Annotated in this window: 17 protein-coding genes; 11 read left to right on the forward strand and 6 right to left on the reverse strand. The window is 68.0% G+C overall.

The window, feature by feature from the left end:
* Window positions 1–60: 60 nt before the first annotated feature.
* The 7 genes from BSY19_RS12250 (at window position 61) to BSY19_RS12280 (ending at window position 6,488) form a co-directional block, all read left to right on the forward strand.
* Entirely contained in the window at window positions 61–1,002 is a 942-nt protein-coding gene (locus tag BSY19_RS12250; protein WP_069054416.1) for an ABC transporter permease, read from the forward strand.
* A 2-nt stretch (window positions 1,003–1,004) separates the two neighbouring features.
* Window positions 1,005–1,913, forward strand: a complete 909-nt coding sequence (locus tag BSY19_RS12255; RefSeq protein WP_069054417.1) for an ABC transporter permease — start codon at window positions 1,005–1,007, stop codon at window positions 1,911–1,913.
* Between the two features lie 172 nt (window positions 1,914–2,085).
* Complete coding sequence (locus BSY19_RS12260; RefSeq protein ID WP_069054418.1) at window positions 2,086–3,021, forward strand: N-carbamoyl-D-amino-acid hydrolase; 936 nt, start codon at window positions 2,086–2,088, stop codon at window positions 3,019–3,021.
* Window positions 3,022–3,122: 101 nt separating this feature from the next.
* Window positions 3,123–4,286: an amidohydrolase/deacetylase family metallohydrolase gene (locus BSY19_RS12265; protein WP_069054419.1), complete on the forward strand. Its 1,164-nt coding sequence runs from the start codon at window positions 3,123–3,125 to the stop codon at window positions 4,284–4,286.
* Between the two features lie 143 nt (window positions 4,287–4,429).
* Complete coding sequence (locus tag BSY19_RS12270; protein WP_236840519.1) at window positions 4,430–4,945, forward strand: GNAT family N-acetyltransferase; 516 nt, start codon at window positions 4,430–4,432, stop codon at window positions 4,943–4,945.
* Window positions 4,942–5,400, forward strand: coding sequence for a RidA family protein (locus tag BSY19_RS12275; protein ID WP_069054420.1), 459 nt, complete (start codon window positions 4,942–4,944; stop codon window positions 5,398–5,400). The genes BSY19_RS12270 and BSY19_RS12275 overlap by 4 nt, the downstream gene beginning before the upstream one ends.
* Window positions 5,400–6,488 carry a D-TA family PLP-dependent enzyme gene (locus BSY19_RS12280; RefSeq protein WP_069054421.1) on the forward strand — a complete coding sequence of 363 codons (1,089 nt, stop codon included), beginning with the start codon at window positions 5,400–5,402 and terminating at the stop codon, window positions 6,486–6,488. The genes BSY19_RS12275 and BSY19_RS12280 overlap by 1 nt, the downstream gene beginning before the upstream one ends.
* A 57-nt stretch (window positions 6,489–6,545) precedes the next feature.
* On the opposite strand, the gene BSY19_RS12285 is transcribed toward BSY19_RS12280, so the two are convergent.
* From BSY19_RS12285 to BSY19_RS12310, 6 genes are all read right to left on the reverse strand, one after another.
* Window positions 6,546–7,085, reverse strand: a complete 540-nt coding sequence (locus BSY19_RS12285) for a DUF2345 domain-containing protein (protein ID WP_069054422.1) — start codon at window positions 7,083–7,085, stop codon at window positions 6,546–6,548.
* An 86-nt stretch (window positions 7,086–7,171) separates the two neighbouring features.
* A complete protein-coding gene (locus BSY19_RS12290; protein ID WP_069054423.1) occupies window positions 7,172–7,897 on the reverse strand; it encodes a DUF1028 domain-containing protein in 726 nt (241 codons plus the stop codon).
* Window positions 7,898–7,907: 10 nt separating this feature from the next.
* Window positions 7,908–9,707 carry a gamma-glutamyltransferase family protein gene (locus BSY19_RS12295; RefSeq protein WP_069054424.1) on the reverse strand — a complete coding sequence of 600 codons (1,800 nt, stop codon included), beginning with the start codon at window positions 9,705–9,707 and terminating at the stop codon, window positions 7,908–7,910.
* Window positions 9,708–9,821: 114 nt separating this feature from the next.
* Complete coding sequence (locus tag BSY19_RS12300; protein ID WP_069054425.1) at window positions 9,822–10,706, reverse strand: ABC transporter permease; 885 nt, start codon at window positions 10,704–10,706, stop codon at window positions 9,822–9,824.
* Entirely contained in the window at window positions 10,706–11,650 is a 945-nt protein-coding gene (locus tag BSY19_RS12305) for an ABC transporter permease (protein ID WP_069054426.1), read from the reverse strand. Before BSY19_RS12305 ends, BSY19_RS12300 begins: the two co-directional genes overlap by 1 nt.
* A gap of 25 nt (window positions 11,651–11,675) precedes the next feature.
* Window positions 11,676–13,181 carry an ABC transporter substrate-binding protein gene (locus BSY19_RS12310; protein WP_069054427.1) on the reverse strand — a complete coding sequence of 502 codons (1,506 nt, stop codon included), beginning with the start codon at window positions 13,179–13,181 and terminating at the stop codon, window positions 11,676–11,678.
* Between the two features lie 273 nt (window positions 13,182–13,454).
* On the opposite strand from BSY19_RS12310, the gene otnK reads away from it, so the two are divergent.
* From otnK to BSY19_RS12330, 4 genes are all read left to right on the forward strand, one after another.
* Complete coding sequence (gene otnK / locus BSY19_RS12315; RefSeq protein WP_069054428.1) at window positions 13,455–14,720, forward strand: 3-oxo-tetronate kinase; 1,266 nt, start codon at window positions 13,455–13,457, stop codon at window positions 14,718–14,720.
* Between the two features lie 73 nt (window positions 14,721–14,793).
* The gene (locus BSY19_RS12320; protein ID WP_069054429.1) at window positions 14,794–16,122 is read left to right on the forward strand and encodes a malonyl-CoA decarboxylase; all 1,329 of its coding nucleotides are present in this window, start codon (window positions 14,794–14,796) and stop codon (window positions 16,120–16,122) included.
* Between the two features lie 123 nt (window positions 16,123–16,245).
* A complete protein-coding gene (locus BSY19_RS12325) occupies window positions 16,246–17,757 on the forward strand; it encodes a malonate--CoA ligase (RefSeq protein WP_069057043.1) in 1,512 nt (503 codons plus the stop codon).
* Between the two features lie 61 nt (window positions 17,758–17,818).
* On the forward strand, window positions 17,819–18,175 hold the full coding sequence (locus BSY19_RS12330) for a type II toxin-antitoxin system RelE/ParE family toxin (protein ID WP_069054430.1): 357 nt from the start codon (window positions 17,819–17,821) through the stop codon (window positions 18,173–18,175).

An 18,175-nucleotide genomic window follows, 5' to 3' on the forward strand; every position in this document is an offset into this window, starting at 1 on the left:
CGCCGCGTCCGGCGGCGCAGACCGGATTTTCGTCGAACGACAAAGGGTGCGTGAGCCGCAATGTTGGCCTTCATCGTCAGACGCATCATCACGACCATCCCGGTGATGGCCTTCGTGGCGCTGTTCGTCTTCTCGCTTCTCTACATCGCGCCCGGCGATCCGGCCGCCGTCATCGCCGGCGACCAGGCCTCGCCGGCCGATGTCGAGAAGATCCGCGCCAGCCTCGGGCTGGACCGGCCCTATCTCGTGCGCTTCGCCGAATGGTCGTTCCGCGTCCTGCAGGGCGATCTCGGCACCTCGATCTTCACCTCCCTGCCGGTGACGCAGCTCATCGCCCAGCGCATCGAGCCGACGCTCTCGCTGATGGTGCTGACGCTGATCTTCGCGGTGACGATCGCCGTGCCGATGGGCGTCATCGCCGCCTGGAAGGCCGGCACCTGGATCGACCGGGGCGCCATGGCCTTCGCGGTCTTCGGCTTCTCCGTTCCCGTTTTCGTCGTCGGCTACCTGCTGGCCTATGTCTTCGCGCTGCAGCTCGACTGGGTGCCGGTGCAGGGCTACACGCCGCTCTCGCAGGGCTTCTGGCCCTGGTTGCGGAACCTGATCCTGCCGGCGATGACGCTGGGCCTGGTCTACATCGCGCTGATCGCGCGCATCACCCGGGCCACCATGCTCGAGGTCCTGCAGCAGGATTATGTGCGCACCGCCCAGGCCAAGGGCGTCGGTCAGCGCGATGTCCTGTTCCTGCACGCCCTCAAGAACGCCGCGGTTCCGATCGTGACGATCATCGGCATCGGCATCGCGCTCCTGATCGGCGGTGCGGTCGTCACCGAGAGCGTCTTCGCCATTCCGGGCCTCGGCCGCCTCACCGTCGATGCCATCCTGCGTCGCGACTACCCCGTCATCCAGGGCGTCGTGCTGATGTTCAGCCTGGTCTACGTGCTGGTGAACCTGATCATCGACCTGACCTACACGATCGTCGATCCGAGGATACGCTATTGACGATGCAAAGCTCGATTCCGGCCTCCGCTGCGCTGGCGGCGGCTCCGGAGCCTGCGGTTGCCCCTCGCCTGGGGCGGTTCAAGCGCTTCCGTCGCTATCTGCGTCGTCACCCCGCGGTGGCGATCGGCGGTTCGCTGCTCGTGCTGATGGCGCTGATCGGCCTCTTCGCGCCGCTGCTCTGGACGGTGGACCCCACTACCATCGCCACCTCGCGGCGCACGCGCGTGCCCTCCGAGCTCTACTGGTTCGGCACGGACATGCTGGGGCGGGACATCTACTCCCGCGTCGTCTACGGCGCGCGGGTTTCGCTGGTGGTCGGCTTCAGCGTCGCCATCCTGTCCTCGGTCATCGGCCTGACGATCGGCCTCTTCGCCGGCTTCGTGCGCTGGGCCGACGGCATCGTCATGCGGATCATCGACGGCATGATGTCGATTCCGCCGATCCTGCTCGCCATCGCGCTGATGGCGCTGACGCGCGGCTCGATCCAGAACGTCATCATCGCCATCACCATTGCCGAGATCCCGCGCGTGGCGCGGCTCGTCCGCGGTGTCGTGCTGTCGCTGCGCGAGCAGCCCTATGTCGAGGCCGCGATCGCCAACGGCGCCCGCACGCCGCGCATCATCCTGCGCCACATCCTGCCCAACACCTTCGCGCCGATGAGCGTGCAGGCGACCTATATCTGCGCCAGCGCCATGATCATCGAGGCGATCCTCTCCTTCATCGGCGCCGGCATCCCGCCCGCGACGCCGTCCTGGGGCAACATCATGGCGGAGGGTCGCGCCCTCTGGCAGGTGAAGCCCCACATCATCCTGTTCCCGGCGATCTTCCTCTCGATCACCGTGCTCGCGGTGAATCTCCTGGGCGACGGCCTGCGCGATTCGCTGGACCCGCGTCTCGCCAAGGCCCTCTGAGGCCGACGCGGCATCGACCGACATCTCCGGGCGCCTGCGCCCGGAGCAATGCCCCCCGCGATCGTCGGCGATTGACTGATCGCCCTGACACAGTCGAGCCTCCCGCCATGCTGCATATCCCAGACGCTTCGGCCCGGCTTCCCCTCAGAGCGTCCGCCCGGGAGGCAGGTCAATGAGCCGCATCCTCACCATTGCCGCAGCCCAGCTCGGCCCGATCCAGCGGGACGAGAGCCGCGCGTCGGCCGTCGCGCGCATGATCGACTTGATGCGTCAGGCGAGAGCCCATGGCGCCGATCTCATCGTTTATCCGGAGGCGGCGCTGACGGCGTTCTTTCCGCATTGGTGGATCGACGACGAGGACGAGATCGACAGCTATTTCGAGAGCGCGATGCCCTCCAACGAGACCGCGCCGCTCTTCGACGAGGCCAAGCGTCTCGGTGTCGGCTTCCATCTCGGCTATTGCGAACTGGCCTACGAGGGCGGCCGCAAACGCCGCTTCAATACGTCGATCCTGGTCGACAAATCAGGCGCGATCGTCGGCAAGTACCGCAAGATCCATCTGCCGGGCCATCCCGAGCACCGCCCCGAGGCGCCGTTCCAGAATCTCGAGAAGCGCTATTTTGAGACGGGCGATCTCGGCTGGCCGGTCTGGCGCACGATGGACGCCCATATCGGCATGATGATCTGCAACGACCGGCGCTGGCCCGAGAGCTACCGCACGATGGGCCTGCAGGATGTCGAGCTGATCGTGCTCGGCTACAACACGCCCAAGCACAACCCGCCGGCGCCCGACCATGACCGGCTCGGCAATTTCCACAACCAACTCGTCATGCAGGCCGGCGCCTACCAGAACGCAACCTGGGTCGTCGGCGTCGCCAAGGCGGGCCTGGAAGCCGGCGTCGACCAGATCGGCGGCACCTGCATCATCGCCCCGACCGGCGAGGTCGTGGCGCAAGCCGTGACCGAGGGCGATGAACTCGTGGTGGCCCGCTGCGACATGGATCTCGGCAAGAGCTACAAGGCCTCGACCTTCAACTTCGCCCGCCACCGCGAGCCGCAGGCCTATCGCCTCATCGTCGAGCGCAAGGGCGCGGTGGGGCCGGCATGATGGCGCACGACCCCATGCTCCGTCATTCCAGGTCTCCGCTTCGCTGCGCCCGGAATGATGACGTTCTGTTCTGAAATCGAAAAAACGGCCGAGGAAGCTCCATGACCCACGATCTCATCCTCAAGGGCGGTCGCGTCATCGACCCCTCGCAGAAGCATGACGGCGTCTGCGACGTCGCCTTTACCGGCGGCAAGGTTTCCGGCTTCGGCAAGGACCTGAAGGGCGCCAAGGAGATCCGCGACGTCTCCGGCTACATCGTCACGCCCGGCCTGATCGACCTGCACACCCATGTCTACTGGGGCGGCACGTCGCTGGGCATCGACGCCGACGAGTTCTGCCGGGCCTCGGGCGTGACCACCTCGGTCGACACCGGCTCGGCCGGGCCGGGCAACTGGCCGGGCTTCCGCAAGCACGTCATCGAGAAGAGCCAGGCCCGCATCCTCGCCTATCTCCATGTGTCCCATGCCGGCATCTACGGCTTCGACCACCGCGTCATGGTCGGCGAGAGCCGCGACATGGCGATGATGAACCCGATCGACTGCGCCGAGGTCGCCGACAAGAACCGCGACCTGATCGTCGGCATCAAGGTCCGCGTCGGCCTGCACGCCTCGGGCGACCAGGGCACCGCCCCGCTCAACGTCGCGCTGCAGGTCGCCAACGAGGTCGGCATGCCCCTGATGTGCCATATCGACCATCCGCCGCCCTCCTATGAGGAGGTGGTCAACATGCTGCGGCCCGGCGACGTGCTCACCCACGCCTTCCGGCCCTTCCCGAATGCCCCCTGCACGGCGCAGGGCACGGTCAAGCCGGAGGTTCTGGCCGCCCGCAAGCGCGGCGTCATCTTCGACATCGGCCACGGCAAGGGCTCGTTCTCCTTCAAGACGACGCGCGCCATGCTCGCCAACGGCTTCCAGCCGGACGTGATCTCGTCCGACGTCCACAAGCTCTGCATCGACGGGCCGGCCTATGACCAGGTCACGACCATGTCGAAGTTCCTGCTGATGGGCATGAGCCTGAACGACGTCATCGCCGCCTCGACCGTGAACGCGGCCATGGCGCTGAAGCGCCCGGAATATGGCTCGCTCAGGGTCGGCTCGCTCGGCGACGCGACGATCCTGACGGTGAAGGAAGGCAAGTTCGACTATGCCGACGTCACCGGCGAGCACATGACCGGCGACCGCAAGATCCTCTCCGAGGGCGTCGTGCTCAAGGGCGCCTGGTGGCATCCGAAGCGGACGAACAAGTTCAGGAAGGTCGCGGGCTGAGGTAGCGACCAGGTCGCGTCCTGTCGTCATTGCGAGCGCAGCGAAGCAATCCAGCGCTTGCCTGACCGTCAATGGATTGCTTCGGTGCGCTCGCAATGACGGACGGCCCCAGCATGCCGGCTGCTCCCCCGATGTGGCGCCCGATGACCGCTGCCGACCTGCCGGCCGTTCTGGCGGTCGCGGCCGCGGTGCATCCGGACTATCCCGAGGACGAGACCGTCTTCGCCGAGCGGCTGCACCTGTTTCCGCAAGGCTGCCTCGTGCTGGAGGGGGCAGACGGGCCGATCGGCTATGTCATCGCCCACCCCTGGCAGCGCGCCGCGCCGCCGGCCCTGAACAGTCTGCTGCGCGAACTGCCGTCGCAGGCCGGCTGCTTTTACATCCATGACCTCGCGCTCCTGCCACAGGCACGCGGCAGCGGGGCAGGGGGTGTCGTCGCCGCGAGGCTGGCGGAGATCGCGGCCGACGCCGGCCTCTCCTGTCTCGCACTCGTCGCCATCGACGGCTCGTCCGGCTTTTGGCGGCGGCAGGGCTTTCGCTCGGTGCATGAGCCTGCCCTTGCGGAGAAGCTCGCCAGCTATGACGATGCCGCCCGCTATATGGAGCGCGCGCTCCATCCAGAACACGAAACGACCGCAGAGGGACGAACGACACCATGAGCGCCGAGCAGAAACTGAAGGATCTGGGCCTGGAACTGCCAGCGATGGCGGCGCCGATGGCCAATTACGTGCGCTTCAAGAAGGCTGGCGATCTCGTCTTCCTGTCGGGGCAGGGGCCGCGCAATCCCGACGGCTCGATTCCCAACGGCAAGGTCGGCAAGGAGTTCACCACGCAGCAGGCCTATGACTTCGCCAGGAACACAGGGCTCGGCCTGCTCGCGGCGATGAAGGAGGCCGCCGGCTCGCTCGACAAGGTCGAGGTCATCAAGCTGCTCGGCATGGTCAACGCCGTGCCGGAGTATGGTGACCAGCCCAAGGTCATCAATGGCTGCTCGGACCTCTTCGTCGCCGTGCTCGGCGAGAACGGGCGCCATGCCCGCTCGGCCGTCGGCATGGGCTCGCTGCCGGGCAACATGCCGGTCGAGATCGAAGTCATCATCAAGGTGCTGCCGTGATGGCTGCCGACCACGAAGGCCTGAAGGCCGAGATCGCCCGCATCTATGGCACGCCGGCCGTGGTGATCGACCTCGACAAGGTCGAGGCCAACATCGCGCGCCTCCAGGCCGTCTGCGATGCCAAGGGCGTCGCCAACCGCCCGCATATCAAGACGCATAAATCGCCCGAACTCGCCCGCCTCCAGATCGAGGCCGGCGCGCGCGGCATCACCTGCCAGAAGCTCGGCGAGGCCGAGGTGATGGCCGATGGCGGCATCGACGACATCCTGATCAGCTACAACATCCTCGGCGAGCAGAAGCTCGGCCGGCTCGGCCATCTTCAGCGCCGCGTCCGGATGATCGTCGCCGCCGACAACCCCGTGACCATCGCCGGCCTGCCTCAGGCGGCCGAGATCGCCGGGCGCGACCTCGAGGTCGTCATCGAATGCGACACCGGCCGCCAGCGCGCCGGCGTCGAGACGCCCGCCGAGGCGGTCGAACTGGCGAAGCTGATCGCGGGCTCGAAGGGGCTGCGCTTCGCCGGCTTCCTGATGTACCCGCCCGAGGATGGCTGGGCGCGCACGCAAGTGTTCCTCGACACCGCCAATGCGGGTCTGCGCGAGGCGGGGCTGGAGGCGTCGATCGTCTCCACCGGCGGCTCGCCCAACATTCCCCATATCGGCGAGCTCAAGGGAGCGACCGAGCACCGCGCCGGCACCTCGATCTTCAACGACCGCATGCAGGTCGCGGCCGGGGTGGCGACGCTCGAGGATTGCGCGCTGACCGTCTACGCCACGGTGGTCAGCCGGGCCGGCCCCGAGCGCGGGATTCTCGATTCCGGCTCCAAGACGCTGACGAGCGATTCCGGCGGGCTCGACGGCCACGGCCACATCCTCGAATACCCGGCCGCCCGCATCGCGAAATTCGCCGAGGAACACGGCTTTCTCGATCTCTCGGCGAGCAATGACCGGCCGGGCGTGGGCGAGATCGTCCGCGTGGTGCCCAACCATGTCTGCGTCGTCGTCAACATGGTCGACCGCCTGGTGACTGTGCGCGGCGGCGAACTGGTGGGCGAGTTGCCGGTCGCGGCGCGGGGAAAGCTGGTCTGAACGGTCGGAACCGGGGGAGGCGCACGCCTCTCCCGAATGCCGGACGATCCCGCGACGTCAGTTCTGGCCGATCTTGCTGCCCTTGATGACCGTATTGGCGCTCGATTTCACGGTGACACGGCCCGACGCGTTGGTGGTGATATCGCGCCCCTTCAACGTCACGGACCCATCCTTCTTGAGCTCGATCTGGGCGCTGCCGCTCTTGACCGTCGCATCGTCGCTGGCCGTCACAGAGAACTTCTTGCCGGTCGCGATCACCAGGTCTTTCCCAGCCTCGACCGACATCGACTGGGCGCTGGTGAGGCTGAGATCGACCGTCGTCTGAACATGGCACTGCCGGCTGTCGAGCATGATCTCCTGACCGCCGGCCAGCTTGATCCGCGTCCCGGCGCTGAGGGCGAAGATGCTGCCGACCGTCATGGCGCAAGCGCTCCCGGCCGTGAGTGTCAGGGCGCCGCCGGCGGTGATGCTGACGCCGCCGGCCGCAGTGATCGCCAGCGCCCCACCGGGCGTGGCCGAGATCATCGCGGTCAGAGCGGCGAGCTGGCTTTCCAGCCTGGCGATCCGGCGTTCGAGCGCATCGCTGTCAGTGGCCATGGCGGCGTCCTTGCTGCATCCGGTCGTGCGGACGTTAGGAAAACCTAGCGCCTTCCGCGGCCCGACAGAAGTTCCCTCGGGAGCAGCTACTCCGGATGGCGTGCGTTCCAGGCTGCCGCATAGTCGCTGCAGAGGCGGTCGAGCTCGGTACGGTCGGTCACGCCCGCCGGGCGCGAGCGCGAGGGCGACGCCTGCTGGAAGGGGACATAGCGCTGATGCGCGACGCGCCAGAGCCGGCGCAGCTCCGCCAGCGGATCGACATGGTCGTCGACACGGATGTCGAAGCTCGGAATCGGTTCGCCCGACCAGATCCGGATGGCGGCCGACTGCCGCCCGCGCTTGTCGCCGCCCGCCTTCTCGCCGGCTTCGAGCGCGACCAGCAGCCGCTCGTCGAAGTCGAGCGCGGAGGCTGCGATATAGGCCTTCAGCGTCTGCTGGATCACCTCCGGCCCGCTCAGCATGTTGCCGGCCACCGAGACCTGCGGCCCGTCGACCGCGCCGCACCAGTCGATGCAGGAGGCGCCGGTGAAGGCGGCGATCTTGCCCTCACGGTCGATCACATGGAGCTGGCGATGGGCGCGGCCCTCGTCGGCCGCGGTCAGCGTCGCGATGATCTCGACCGCCGAGCGGCCCTCCTGGAGCAAGCGCATGCCGTCGACCCCGTAGAGTGGGTTGACGAAGGCCTGCGTCGCGATGGCGCCGATGCGGCCGCCGCCATAGGGCACACGCGAGCCGACCGCGAAGGCGCAGGTCGAGACGGCGACACCATAGGCGCCGGTGGCGGCGTCGCGGGCGACGATGGACCAGGTCATGCGCGTGTCCTCACCGGCCGGCCGCGTAGGCCTGCATCAGACGCGGCGTCGCGGCCGCGCGCAAGAGACCGTCGGCGCTCTTTTCGGCGGCGGTGAGGCGGCCGATCGTCCAGGCCGGTGCCCGCTCCAGCTTGTGGCCGCGGCGGGTGAGATCGGCGAGCACGCTCTCGCCGATGCTCTCCTCCACTGCCAGATGGCCGAGCTTGGCTTCGCGCGGATAGAAGGTCGAGGGGAAGTGCTGGGTGTGGAACAGCGGCAGGTCGATCGCCTCCTGCAGGTTGAGCCCGTGATGCACCCGGCGCAGGAACAGGCCGAGCTGCCACTGCTCCTGCTGGTCGCCGCCCGGCGTGCCGAAGACGAGGCGCGGCTCTCCGTTCTCGAAGGCGAGCGAGGGCGTCAGCGTCGTGCGCGGCCGCTTGAACGGCGCCAGCGCCGAGGGCAGCCCCTCGTCGAGGAAGAAGGCCTGGGCGCGGGCGTTGAGCGGGAAGCCGAGCGCCGGGATCACCGGGGAGGACTGGAACCAGCCGCCCGAGGGGGTGGCGGCGATCATGTTGCCCCATTTGTCGATGACGTCGATATGGACCGTGTCGCCACGCCGCCCGGCTGCCACCATCGCCGCCGTCGTCGGTTCGCCGACGGTCGCGTCGCCCTTGCCGGCCTGTCCGGCATAGCGCACGCCGGCCAGGGCCTGCGCCACCTGCGCCTCGAATCCGGCGATCATGCCCGGACGCAACTCCTGCGAGGCGGTGTCCGTGATCAGGTTGCGGCGGCCGCGGGCATAGTCCTCCGAGAGCAGCGTCGCCAGCGGCACCTTCACGAAATCGGGGTCGCCGTAATAGGCCTCGCGGTCGGCGAAGGCGAGTTTCATCGCCTCGGCGACATGGTGCACGAAGGCGCCGCTGTCGGGGCCCATCCCGGCGATGTCGATGCCCTCGAGGATCTTCAGCGTCTGCAGGAAGACCGGACCCTGGCCCCAGGGGCCGATCTTGAAGACCTCCCAGCCGTGATAGGTCACGCTGGCGGGCGCCTCGTAGGTCGGCTGCCAGCGGGCCATGTCGTCGGCGGTGAGCAGGCCCTTGTGCCGGCGTCCGGAGGAATCAATCGCCTCCGTCGTCCGGCAGAAGCTGTCGATCGCCTCCGCAACGAAGCCCTTGTACCAGGCGTCATAGGCCGCCTGGATCTGCTTCTCGCGGCTGCCGCCGGCAGCCTCCGCCTCGCTCAGGATGCGCTTGTAGGTTTCGGCCGCGGCCTTGTTGCGGAAGAGAGCCTTGGCCTGCGGCACCTGCCCGCCCGGGAGATAGACCTCGCCCGAGGTCGGCCACTCGTTCGTGAACAGGTCGGTCAGCCCGGCGATGGTGTCCGAGACGCGCGGCAGCATCGGGTGGCCGTTCTCGAAATACCCGATCGCCGGCTCCAGCACCTCGCGCAGCGGCAAAAGGCCATGGTCGCGCAGCAGCGTCATCCAGCCGCCGAAGGCGCCGGGCACGACGGCGGCGAGCAGGCCGGAGCCCGGCACGAGATCGAGCCCCAGCGCCTTGAAGGCGTCGATCGTCGCGGCCTCCGGCGCCGTGCCCTGGCCGCAGATCACCTCGACCTTCTTCGTCTTCGCCGAATAGAACACCGCCGGCATCTCGCCGCCGGGTCCGACCAGATGCGGCTCGACGACCTGCAGCACGAAGGCGGCCGCGGCGCAGGCGTCGAAGGCGTTGCCGCCCTTCTCCAGCATCGCCATGCCGGTCGCCGTCGCGAGCCAGTGCGTCGAGGTGCAGACACCGAAGGTGCCGAGGATTTCAGGCCGGGTCGTGAACATGCGTGGGATCCAGTGCAGGCGAAATCGGTGCGAGGCGGGCAGGCGCGAGCTTAGGGCGAAAAGGCGAGCCCGGCTGCGCCGTCCCGGGCATGAGGGGCGCGCGGTGCAAGCAACTCATCCCTCCTTCGGGTCGAGCACGTCGCGCAGGCCGTCGCCGAGCAGGTTGAAGCCGAGCACGGCGAGGAAGATGCAGACGCCCGGCGCCACCGACATCCACGGCGCCTGTTCCATGAAATTCTTGGCGACGTTGAGCATCTGGCCCCAGGACGGGGCAGGGGGCTGCTGGCCGAGCCCGAGGAAGGACAAGGCCGCCTCGAGGATGATCGCCTGCGCCATGAACAGCGTCGACTGCACCACGATCGGCGAGAGGATGTTGGGCAGGATGTGGCGCAGGACGATGCGCAGGTCGCGGGCACCCACAGCCCTCGCGCCCTCGACGAAGTCCTCCGCCTTGACGCTCAGCACCTGCGCCCGCACCAGCCGCACGAAGACCGGCACGGCTGAGAGGCCGATCGCGATCATCGCATTGATCAGCGAGGGGCCGAGCACGGCCGCAAACGCGATCGCCAGGATCAGGAAGGGGCAGGCCAGCATCGCCTCGGTGACCCGCGAGATCGCGGCGTCGATCCAGCCGCCATACCAGCCCGCCAGCAGCCCGAAGGGAATGCCGATGGCGAGCGCGATCACGACCGAGACGATGCCCGCCAGCAGCGAGGCCTGCGCGCCGAAGAACAGCCGCGAGACCTGGTCGCGCCCGAGTTCGTCCGTTCCGAACCAGTAGACCTCGGAAGGCGGCTTGCGGATGGCAAGGAAGTTGGACTTCAGCGGATCGGCCAGCGGCAGCAGCGGCGCCAGCACGGCCATCAGCACAAAGGCGAACACGATCGCGCCGCCGATCAGCGCGGAGCGATTGCGGGAGAGGCGCACCAGCACGCCGGGCCGTGGCCGCAAGGCGAGTTCCGGAGGCGTGGCGAGCGTGTCGGTGGCTGCGGTCGTCATCACTGCGCCCTCAGCCGCGGGTTGACCAGGATGTAGAGCACGTCGGCGAGCAGGTTCATCAGGATGAAGCCGATCGCCGTGCACAGCACCACGCCCTGCACGACGCCGTAGTCGCGGTTGAACACCGCATCGACGATGAGCTTGCCGAAGCCGGGAATGGTGAAGACCTGCTCGGTTAGCACCGCGCCGGCCAGCAATTCGCCGAACAGGATCGTCGTCAGCGTGATGATCGGCACCAGCGCGTTGCGAAGGGCATGCCGGTTGACGACCGCGTCCTCGTCGAGCCCCTTGGCGCGGGCGGTGCGGACATAGTCGGAGCGCAGCACCTCGAGCATCGCCGAGCGCGTGTGCCGCATCAGGAAGGCGGCAAGGCCCGAGCCGAGCACGAAGGCCGGCATGATCAGCCGCTCGATCGCGCCGATGGGATCGCTGAAGAAGGGCTCGTAGCCGGACGCCGGCAGCCACTGCAGCTCCACCGACACCACCAGGATCAGCATGATCCCCAGCCAGAAATTCGGGATCGACAGCCCCGACAGGGCGAGCGCGCTGGTCGTGTAGTCCACCACCGTGTCCTTGCGCCGCGCCGCGAGCACGCCGGCGGGAATGCCGATGGCGATGGCGACGAGGATCGAGGCGATGGCGAGTTGCAGCGTCACCGGCAGCTTCTGCAGGATCAGCCCGAGCACGGGCTCGCCGGTGCGCAGCGAACGGCCGAAATCGCCCTGCACCACCTGGCCGAGCCAGGCGAAGAACTGCACGACGACCGGATCGTCCATGCGGTAGATCGCGCGCAGCCGCGCGATCACCTCCGGATCGCGTTCCTCGCCGGCGATGACGAGGAACGGATCGCCCGGCAGCGCGCGCTGCAGGGCGAACACGAACAGCGACACCAGGAACAGCGTCGGGATCGCGATCAGGATGCGGCGGCCGATCAGCGCGAGCATGAGGCTCTCGTCGAGGCGTGGATCATCAAGACCGCTTGATCCCGGCCAGCCGGATCATGCCGTCCGGGTTGATCACGAAGCCGCTGAGGTTGGAGCGCAGCGCGAAGAAGACCGTCTGATTGTAGAGATAGACGATCGGCAGCTCGTCCTGCAGGAACTTCTGCGCCGCGTCGTAGCGCTTCTTGCGCTCGGCGACGTCATAGACCGTGCGCGCCTCGTCGAGCAGCCGGTCGACCTCGGCGTTCGAATAGCGCCCGTCGTTCTGGTTGCCCTTGGTCGTGACGAACTGGTGCAGGTTGCCGTCCGGGTCGATGCGGCCCGACCAGCCGATGCGGCTCATCTGGAACTTGCCCTGCTGCTGGTCGCGCAGCTGGCTGGCGAACTCCGTCGAGCGGATCTGGATGTCGATGCCGGCTTCCGCCGCCATCGCCTGGATGACCTGCCCGAGCTGGGCGTCGACCGGGTTGTTGGTGACGAAGAGCTCGACCGACACCTTGGTCAGCCCCGCTTCCTTGAGCAGCGCCTTGGCCTTGGCGACGTCACGCGCCGGCACCGGGAAGTCGGCGCTGACATAGCTGTTGCCGGGGTTGAAGGGCTGCACCATCGGCTCGTAGAGCCCCTCGAACACGACCTGGCTCAGCACCTTGCGGTCGATCGAGAGCGAGAGCGCCTGGCGCACCCGCTTGTCCTGCCCCATCGGCTGCTTGGCGGCGTCGCCATGGGCCGTGTTGATGGTGATGCCCTGGTAGCCGAGATTGGCGATGCTGGTGACCTTGAGGGCCCTGTCGCCCTGCGCCGATTTCACATCGGTCGGCGCCAGCCGCTCCAGCATGTCGAGCTCGCCCGAGCGCAGATTGGCCAGCCGCACGGTGGTATCGGGGATCGAGCGGTAGAGCACGCGGTCGAAATGGTAGTTCTGCGCCTCCCAGTGCTCCTTGAAGCGCTCGAGCACGATGCGGTCGTTCTGCACCCGCTCGACGAACTTGTAGGGGCCCGAGCAGACCGGCTTGGCGCCGACATCGCCCGCCAGGCTCTTGGGCGCCAGCATCATGCCGGCGCGGTCGGTCAGCTGCGCGAGCAGCGTCGCGTCGGGCCGCTTCAGCTTGAGCGCGATCGTGGTGGGGTCGACGACGGTGACGCTGTCGACCGAGGCGAGCTCGGATTTGCGCAGCGAGTCGGGCAGGGTGCGGGCGCGCTCGAGATTGGCCTTGGCGGCCTCGGCGTCGAACGCCTCGCCGTCGTGGAACTTGGCGTCGCTGCGAAGCTTCATCGTCAGCGTGAGGCCGTCGGCCGAGAACGACCACTCGGTCGCCAGCCGCGGCACGATCTTCAGGTCGGGCGTGATGTCGAGGAGCTTGTCGCAGAGCCCCTTGAACACGATCCGGCCGACGAAGGTGCGCGCCTTGTGCGGGTCGAGCACGTCGGGATCTTCCTGCAGGCCGATGCGCAGGGTCGAGGGCGCCTGCGCGACGGCGGGCAGGGCGGCGAAGGTCAGAGCGGTGGCGCAGGCCAGGGCGGTGAGAAGCTTCATCGGATATCCCCTGTTGTCGTTTGCGGTCATGATCGCCGAAGATCGTTCCGGTTGGTACCAGACTGATGCAAAATCGCAGCGGCGTCGATGCCGCACCGCCGCGTGTGCGTCGGGATTGCATGCCGTTGCGGAGGCTGCCTGCAAGCAATTTGGCGGCCAGCCTCGGCCAATGCGGCCGTGGGCCTCATGCGTCGCGCCGGATCGCCTTGACGCCAGCGGGCGGCTACAAGGCGACGCAGACGGAGCCGGCACGAGACCGACGGAGGAACGACGATGCTGCTGGGTGTGATCGCCGACGACATGACGGGCGCGACGGATGTGGCGCTGATGCTGAACCGCAGCGGCATGCGCACGGTGCAGACGATCGGCGTGCCCCGCCCCGGCCACGCGCTGCCCGAGGCGGACGCCGTCGTCGTCGCGCTGAAGTCGCGCACCAACCCCGTCGCCGAGGCCGTCGCCGATTCGCTGGCCGCCTGCGAGGCGCTGCTGGCTGCGGGTGCACGGCAGATCCTGTTCAAATACTGCTCGACCTTCGATTCGACCGCGAAGGGCAATATCGGGCCCGTTGCCGATGCGCTGGCACAGCGGCTCGGCGCGGGTCTGGCCATCGTCTGTCCCGCCTTTCCGGCCAATGGCCGCTCGATCTACCAAGGCTATCTCTTCGTCGGCGCGGTGCCGCTTCACGAAAGCTCGATGAAGGACCATCCGCTGACGCCGATGCGGGATTCCAGCCTGATCCGCCTGATGGGCGCGCAGACCACGGGCGCCGTCGGGCTGGTCGACTACGCCACCGTCCTGGCCGGAGCCGAGGCGGTGAAAGCCCGCTTTGCTGCGCTGGCCGACCAGGGCGTCCGTTATGTCGTGACCGACGCGCTCACCAACGCCGATCTGATGGTGCTGGGCGAGGCGGTCGCCGAACACAAGCTCCTTACCGGCGGCTCCGGCATCGCCATGGGCCTGCCGCAGAACTTCCGCCGCGCCGGCCTGCTGCCGGAGCGCGAGATCGCAGCCAGCCTCGCGGCGCCCCGGGGCCGCGCCGGCATCATCTCCGGCAGCTGCTCGACGGCGACGCGCGGCCAGATCGCCAAGGCGATCGAGGCCGGCTTTCCAGCCCTGAAGGTCGATCCGATGGCGCTGGTCTCCGGGGCGCAGGATGCCTCAAAGCTCGCCGACTGGGCGCTGGCGCAGGCCGCGGACACGCCCTTCCTGCTCTATTCCAGCGACGATCCGGCCGAGGTCGCCGCGATTCAGGACAAGCTCGGGCGCGAGAAGGCCGGCGAGACCGTGGAGCACGTCTTCGCGAAGACGGCGGCCCTGCTGGCCGAGGGCGGCGTCTCGCGGCTGCTCGTGGCGGGCGGGGAGACCTCGGGGGCGGTCGTCCAGGGGCTGGGCATCGGCCTGCTCGAGATCGGCCCGGAGATTGACCCCGGCGTGCCCTGGACCCGCGTGGCGCAGGGCCGCGACATGGTGATCGCGCTCAAATCCGGCAATTTCGGCGCGCCCGACTTCTTCATGAAGGCCTGGGCCCTGCTGCGCTGACCCCGGATTGGCGAGGGCGGGCTTGCACGCGCCGCCCGGCAGGGCATGATGGCCCCGGGAGGTCCGCAGCGACATGGCGTTTCTCGGCGAATTGCTGACCAATGTGGCCGATCGCGGCCGGGCGCTGATCGGCTTCGAGCGCTTCATGACGCAGCGCAACCGGCCGATCGACCGGCTCTGCGAGGATCTGCTCTCGGGCCGGGGCGAGGCCTCGGGCATGGCGCTGGCGCAAGGGGTCCTGGAAGCCTGGGAACGGCTCGACAAGCCAGGCCGGCGCGCCTTCTTCGCCATGCTGCAGGAGCGGTTCGGGCCCGATCACGAGCGGCTCGACCGAGCGATCGAGGCCTATCGCGCCGAGCCCGGCGCAGCCACGATCTCGGCGCTTCACCTCGCCTCCGAGCCCCGCCGGCAGGAGCTGCTGCGACGTCTCAACCTGGCCCCCGGCGGCACCCATGTGCTGGTGCGGATGCGCGAGGCCTTGTTCGAGGCGATGGAGAGCGACCGCGACCTGCTGACCGTCGATGCCGATTTCCGGCATCTCTTCGGCTCCTGGTTCAACCGCGGTTTCCTGGTGCTGCGCCGGATCGACTGGCGCTCGCCGGCGAATGTGCTCGAAAAGATCATCCGCTACGAGGCCGTCCACGAGATCCAGGGCTGGGACGATCTGCGCCGGCGGCTGGAGCCGGCGGACCGCCGCTGCTTCGCCTTCTTCCATCCCCAGCTTGTCGACGAGCCGCTGATCTTCGTCGAAGTGGCGCTGACCCGCGCGATCCCGCGCGGCATCGGCGAGGTGCTGAGCGGGGAGCGCGAGGTGCTGCCGGCCTCCGAGGCGACGACGGCGGTGTTCTATTCGATCTCCAACTGCCAGGAGGGCCTGCGCGGCATCTCCTTCGGCAATTTCCTGATCAAGCAGGTCGCCGAGGATCTGAAGCGCGAGCTGCCGGGGCTCGAGACCTTCGTCACGCTGTCGCCGGTGCCGGGCTTCGCGCGCTGGCTCGAGGGCCTCGTCGCCGAGCCGGGCGACCTCGGCCTGACGAACGAGGAGCGCTCGGAGCTCGCCCGCCCGGCCGGCGAGACGATCTCGCTCGACGAGGCGACCCGGCTGCGCCGCGACAAGCTGCTCGGCCAGATGATGGCGCATTACATGCTGCGGGCGCGCACGGCCTCGGGGCGCGTGATCGACCCGGTCGCCCGGTTCCATCTCGGCAACGGCGCGCGGCTGGAGCGCATCAATGTCGGCGGCAACCTGTCGGCACGCGGCCTGCGCGAGTCGCATGGCGTGATGGTCAATTATCGCTACGAACTCGATGACATCGAGACCAATCACGAGGCCTTCGCCACCCGCAACACGGTCGTGGCCTCGGCCGCCGTGCGCAAGCTGTTGCGGCCGGCCACGAGTTGACCCGCGACGCAGGTGACGCCAATGGGAGAACGGCTCCGTTCCGAGGGGCCGCAAAACGCGACGGCTACGCCTGAAAGGACCCTGATCATGGGCAACCACCTGTTCGACCTGGTCAGGTCTCGGATGCCGGCGCCGGACGCTCCCTTCGCCCTCCTCGATGACGGCCGGCGCTATGCCTATGCCGACATGGTCGATGCCTCGGCCCGCTTCGCCAATGCGCTGGTCTCGCTCGGGGTGAAACCGGGAGACCGGGTGGCGGTCCAGGTCGAGAAGAGCGTCGAGGCGTTGATGCTCTATCTCGGCGCAGTGCGCGCGGGCGCGATCTTCCTGCCGCTCAACACGGCCTACACCCCGGCCGAGATCGAGTATTTCCTCGGCGACGCGCAGCCCGCCGTCTTTGTCTGCGATCCGGCGAAGGCCGACGCCCTGAAGCCCTATGCCGACAAGGCCGGCGCCAAGCTCGAGACGCTCGGCATCTGGCGCTCGCCGGACGTCTCTGCCGGCTCGCTCTCAGACAAGGCGCTCGCCGCCTCGACCGCGTTCGCCGACATCGCGCGTGGGCCCGACGACCTCGCCGCGATCCTCTACACGTCGGGCACGACGGGGCGCTCCAAGGGCGCGATGCTCAGCCACGACAACCTCGCCTCGAACGCCTTGGCGCTGGTCGATTACTGGCGCTTCACGAAGGACGACGTGCTGCTCCACGCGCTGCCGATCTTCCACACGCACGGCCTCTTCGTCGCGACCAACTGCGTGCTGTTCTCCGGCGCCTCGATGATCCTGCTGCCGAAGTTCGATCCCGACCAGGTCTTCAAGTACCTGCCACAGGCGACCTGCATGATGGGCGTGCCGACTTTCTATGTGCGGCTGCTGCAGGATACTCGCCTGACGACGGAGGCGACGAAGCATATGCGCCTCTTCGTCTCCGGCTCGGCGCCGCTGCTGGCCGAGACGCATCGCGAATGGCGCGAGCGGACCGGCCACGCGATCCTCGAGCGCTACGGCATGACCGAGACCAACATGAACACCTCCAACCCCTATGAGGGCGAGCGGGTTGCGGGCACGGTCGGCTATCCGCTGCCGGGCGTGTCGGCCCGCGTCGTCGATCCCGAGACGGGCAAGGGGCTCGGCCCCGACGAGATCGGCATGATCGAGGTCAAGGGCCCCAACGTCTTCAAGGGTTACTGGCGCAACCCCGAGAAGACCGCGGCCGAGTTCAAGCCGGACGGCTTCTTCATCACCGGCGATCTCGGCAAGATCGACGCAGCCGGCTACGTCCACATCGTCGGACGCGGCAAGGACCTCATCATCACCGGCGGCTACAACGTCTATCCCAAGGAGGTCGAGACCGAGATCGACGAGATGCCGGGCGTGATCGAGAGCGCCGTCATCGGCTGCCCGCATCGCGATTTCGGCGAGGGCGTCACCGCCGTCGTGGTGGTCAAGCCCGGCGCGGCCATCACGGCCGCCTCGATCGCGCAGACGCTGGAGCAGCGCCTCGCCAAGTTCAAGCTTCCCAAGCAGGTCTTCATCGTCGACGACCTGCCACGCAACACCATGGGCAAGGTCCAGAAGAATCTGCTGCGCGAGCAGTACAAGGACATCTATGCGCCCAAGGGCAAGCCGGGGGCGTAGGGCAATCCGACCTCTGCGATTTTCCTTGCGGGAAGATACGGCATTGCCGTAGTTTGCGCGGATGCAGACCGTGCTGCTGACCTCGGTTTTCGAACGGCAGGCCAAGGCGGCTGGTCTGGGCGACGACGAGATACAGGATGTCGCGGTCGCGATTGCCAGCAATCCTCTCGGGGGTGCCCTAATGGTCGGGACCGGCGGCGCACGAAAGCTGCGCCATGCCGGCCGGGGTGAAGGAAAGAGCGGCGGCTACCGCACGATTCACTACTTCGGCGGCGACGACGTTCCGATCTTCCTTCTGGCGCTGATCGACAAGGGCAAGCGGGCCAATCTGACCCAGGCCGAGCGCAATGACCTTGCCCGGACACTGCCGAAAATCGCCGATGCCTACCGGCAGGCGACCAAGTCAGGAGATCGTTGA

It is taken from the genome of Bosea sp. RAC05 (genome assembly GCF_001713455.1).
Taxonomy (GTDB): domain Bacteria; phylum Pseudomonadota; class Alphaproteobacteria; order Rhizobiales; family Beijerinckiaceae; genus Allobosea.

Bases quoted from the DNA above. Each gene is read 5' to 3' on its own strand.
- BSY19_RS12255 (WP_069054417.1), top strand. From the start codon at position 1,005: ATGCAAAGCTCGATTCCGGCCTCCGCTGCGCTGGCGGCGGCTCCGGAG.
- BSY19_RS12270 (WP_236840519.1), top strand. From the start codon at position 4,430: ATGACCGCTGCCGACCTGCCGGCCGTTCTGGCGGTCGCGGCCGCGGTG.
- otnK (WP_069054428.1), top strand. From the start codon at position 13,455: ATGCTGCTGGGTGTGATCGCCGACGACATGACGGGCGCGACGGATGTG.
- BSY19_RS12310 (WP_069054427.1), bottom strand. From the start codon at position 13,181: ATGAAGCTTCTCACCGCCCTGGCCTGCGCCACCGCTCTGACCTTCGCC.
- BSY19_RS12325 (WP_069057043.1), top strand. From the start codon at position 16,246: ATGCCGGCGCCGGACGCTCCCTTCGCCCTCCTCGATGACGGCCGGCGC.
- BSY19_RS12285 (WP_069054422.1), bottom strand. From the start codon at position 7,085: ATGGCCACTGACAGCGATGCGCTCGAACGCCGGATCGCCAGGCTGGAA.
- BSY19_RS12305 (WP_069054426.1), bottom strand. From the start codon at position 11,650: ATGCTCGCGCTGATCGGCCGCCGCATCCTGATCGCGATCCCGACGCTG.
- BSY19_RS12265 (WP_069054419.1), top strand. From the start codon at position 3,123: ATGACCCACGATCTCATCCTCAAGGGCGGTCGCGTCATCGACCCCTCG.
- BSY19_RS12330 (WP_069054430.1), top strand. From the start codon at position 17,819: ATGCAGACCGTGCTGCTGACCTCGGTTTTCGAACGGCAGGCCAAGGCG.
- BSY19_RS12280 (WP_069054421.1), top strand. From the start codon at position 5,400: ATGGCTGCCGACCACGAAGGCCTGAAGGCCGAGATCGCCCGCATCTAT.
- BSY19_RS12275 (WP_069054420.1), top strand. From the start codon at position 4,942: ATGAGCGCCGAGCAGAAACTGAAGGATCTGGGCCTGGAACTGCCAGCG.
- BSY19_RS12290 (WP_069054423.1), bottom strand. From the start codon at position 7,897: ATGACCTGGTCCATCGTCGCCCGCGACGCCGCCACCGGCGCCTATGGT.
- BSY19_RS12260 (WP_069054418.1), top strand. From the start codon at position 2,086: ATGAGCCGCATCCTCACCATTGCCGCAGCCCAGCTCGGCCCGATCCAG.
- BSY19_RS12320 (WP_069054429.1), top strand. From the start codon at position 14,794: ATGGCGTTTCTCGGCGAATTGCTGACCAATGTGGCCGATCGCGGCCGG.
- BSY19_RS12300 (WP_069054425.1), bottom strand. From the start codon at position 10,706: ATGACGACCGCAGCCACCGACACGCTCGCCACGCCTCCGGAACTCGCC.
- BSY19_RS12250 (WP_069054416.1), top strand. From the start codon at position 61: ATGTTGGCCTTCATCGTCAGACGCATCATCACGACCATCCCGGTGATG.
- BSY19_RS12295 (WP_069054424.1), bottom strand. From the start codon at position 9,707: ATGTTCACGACCCGGCCTGAAATCCTCGGCACCTTCGGTGTCTGCACC.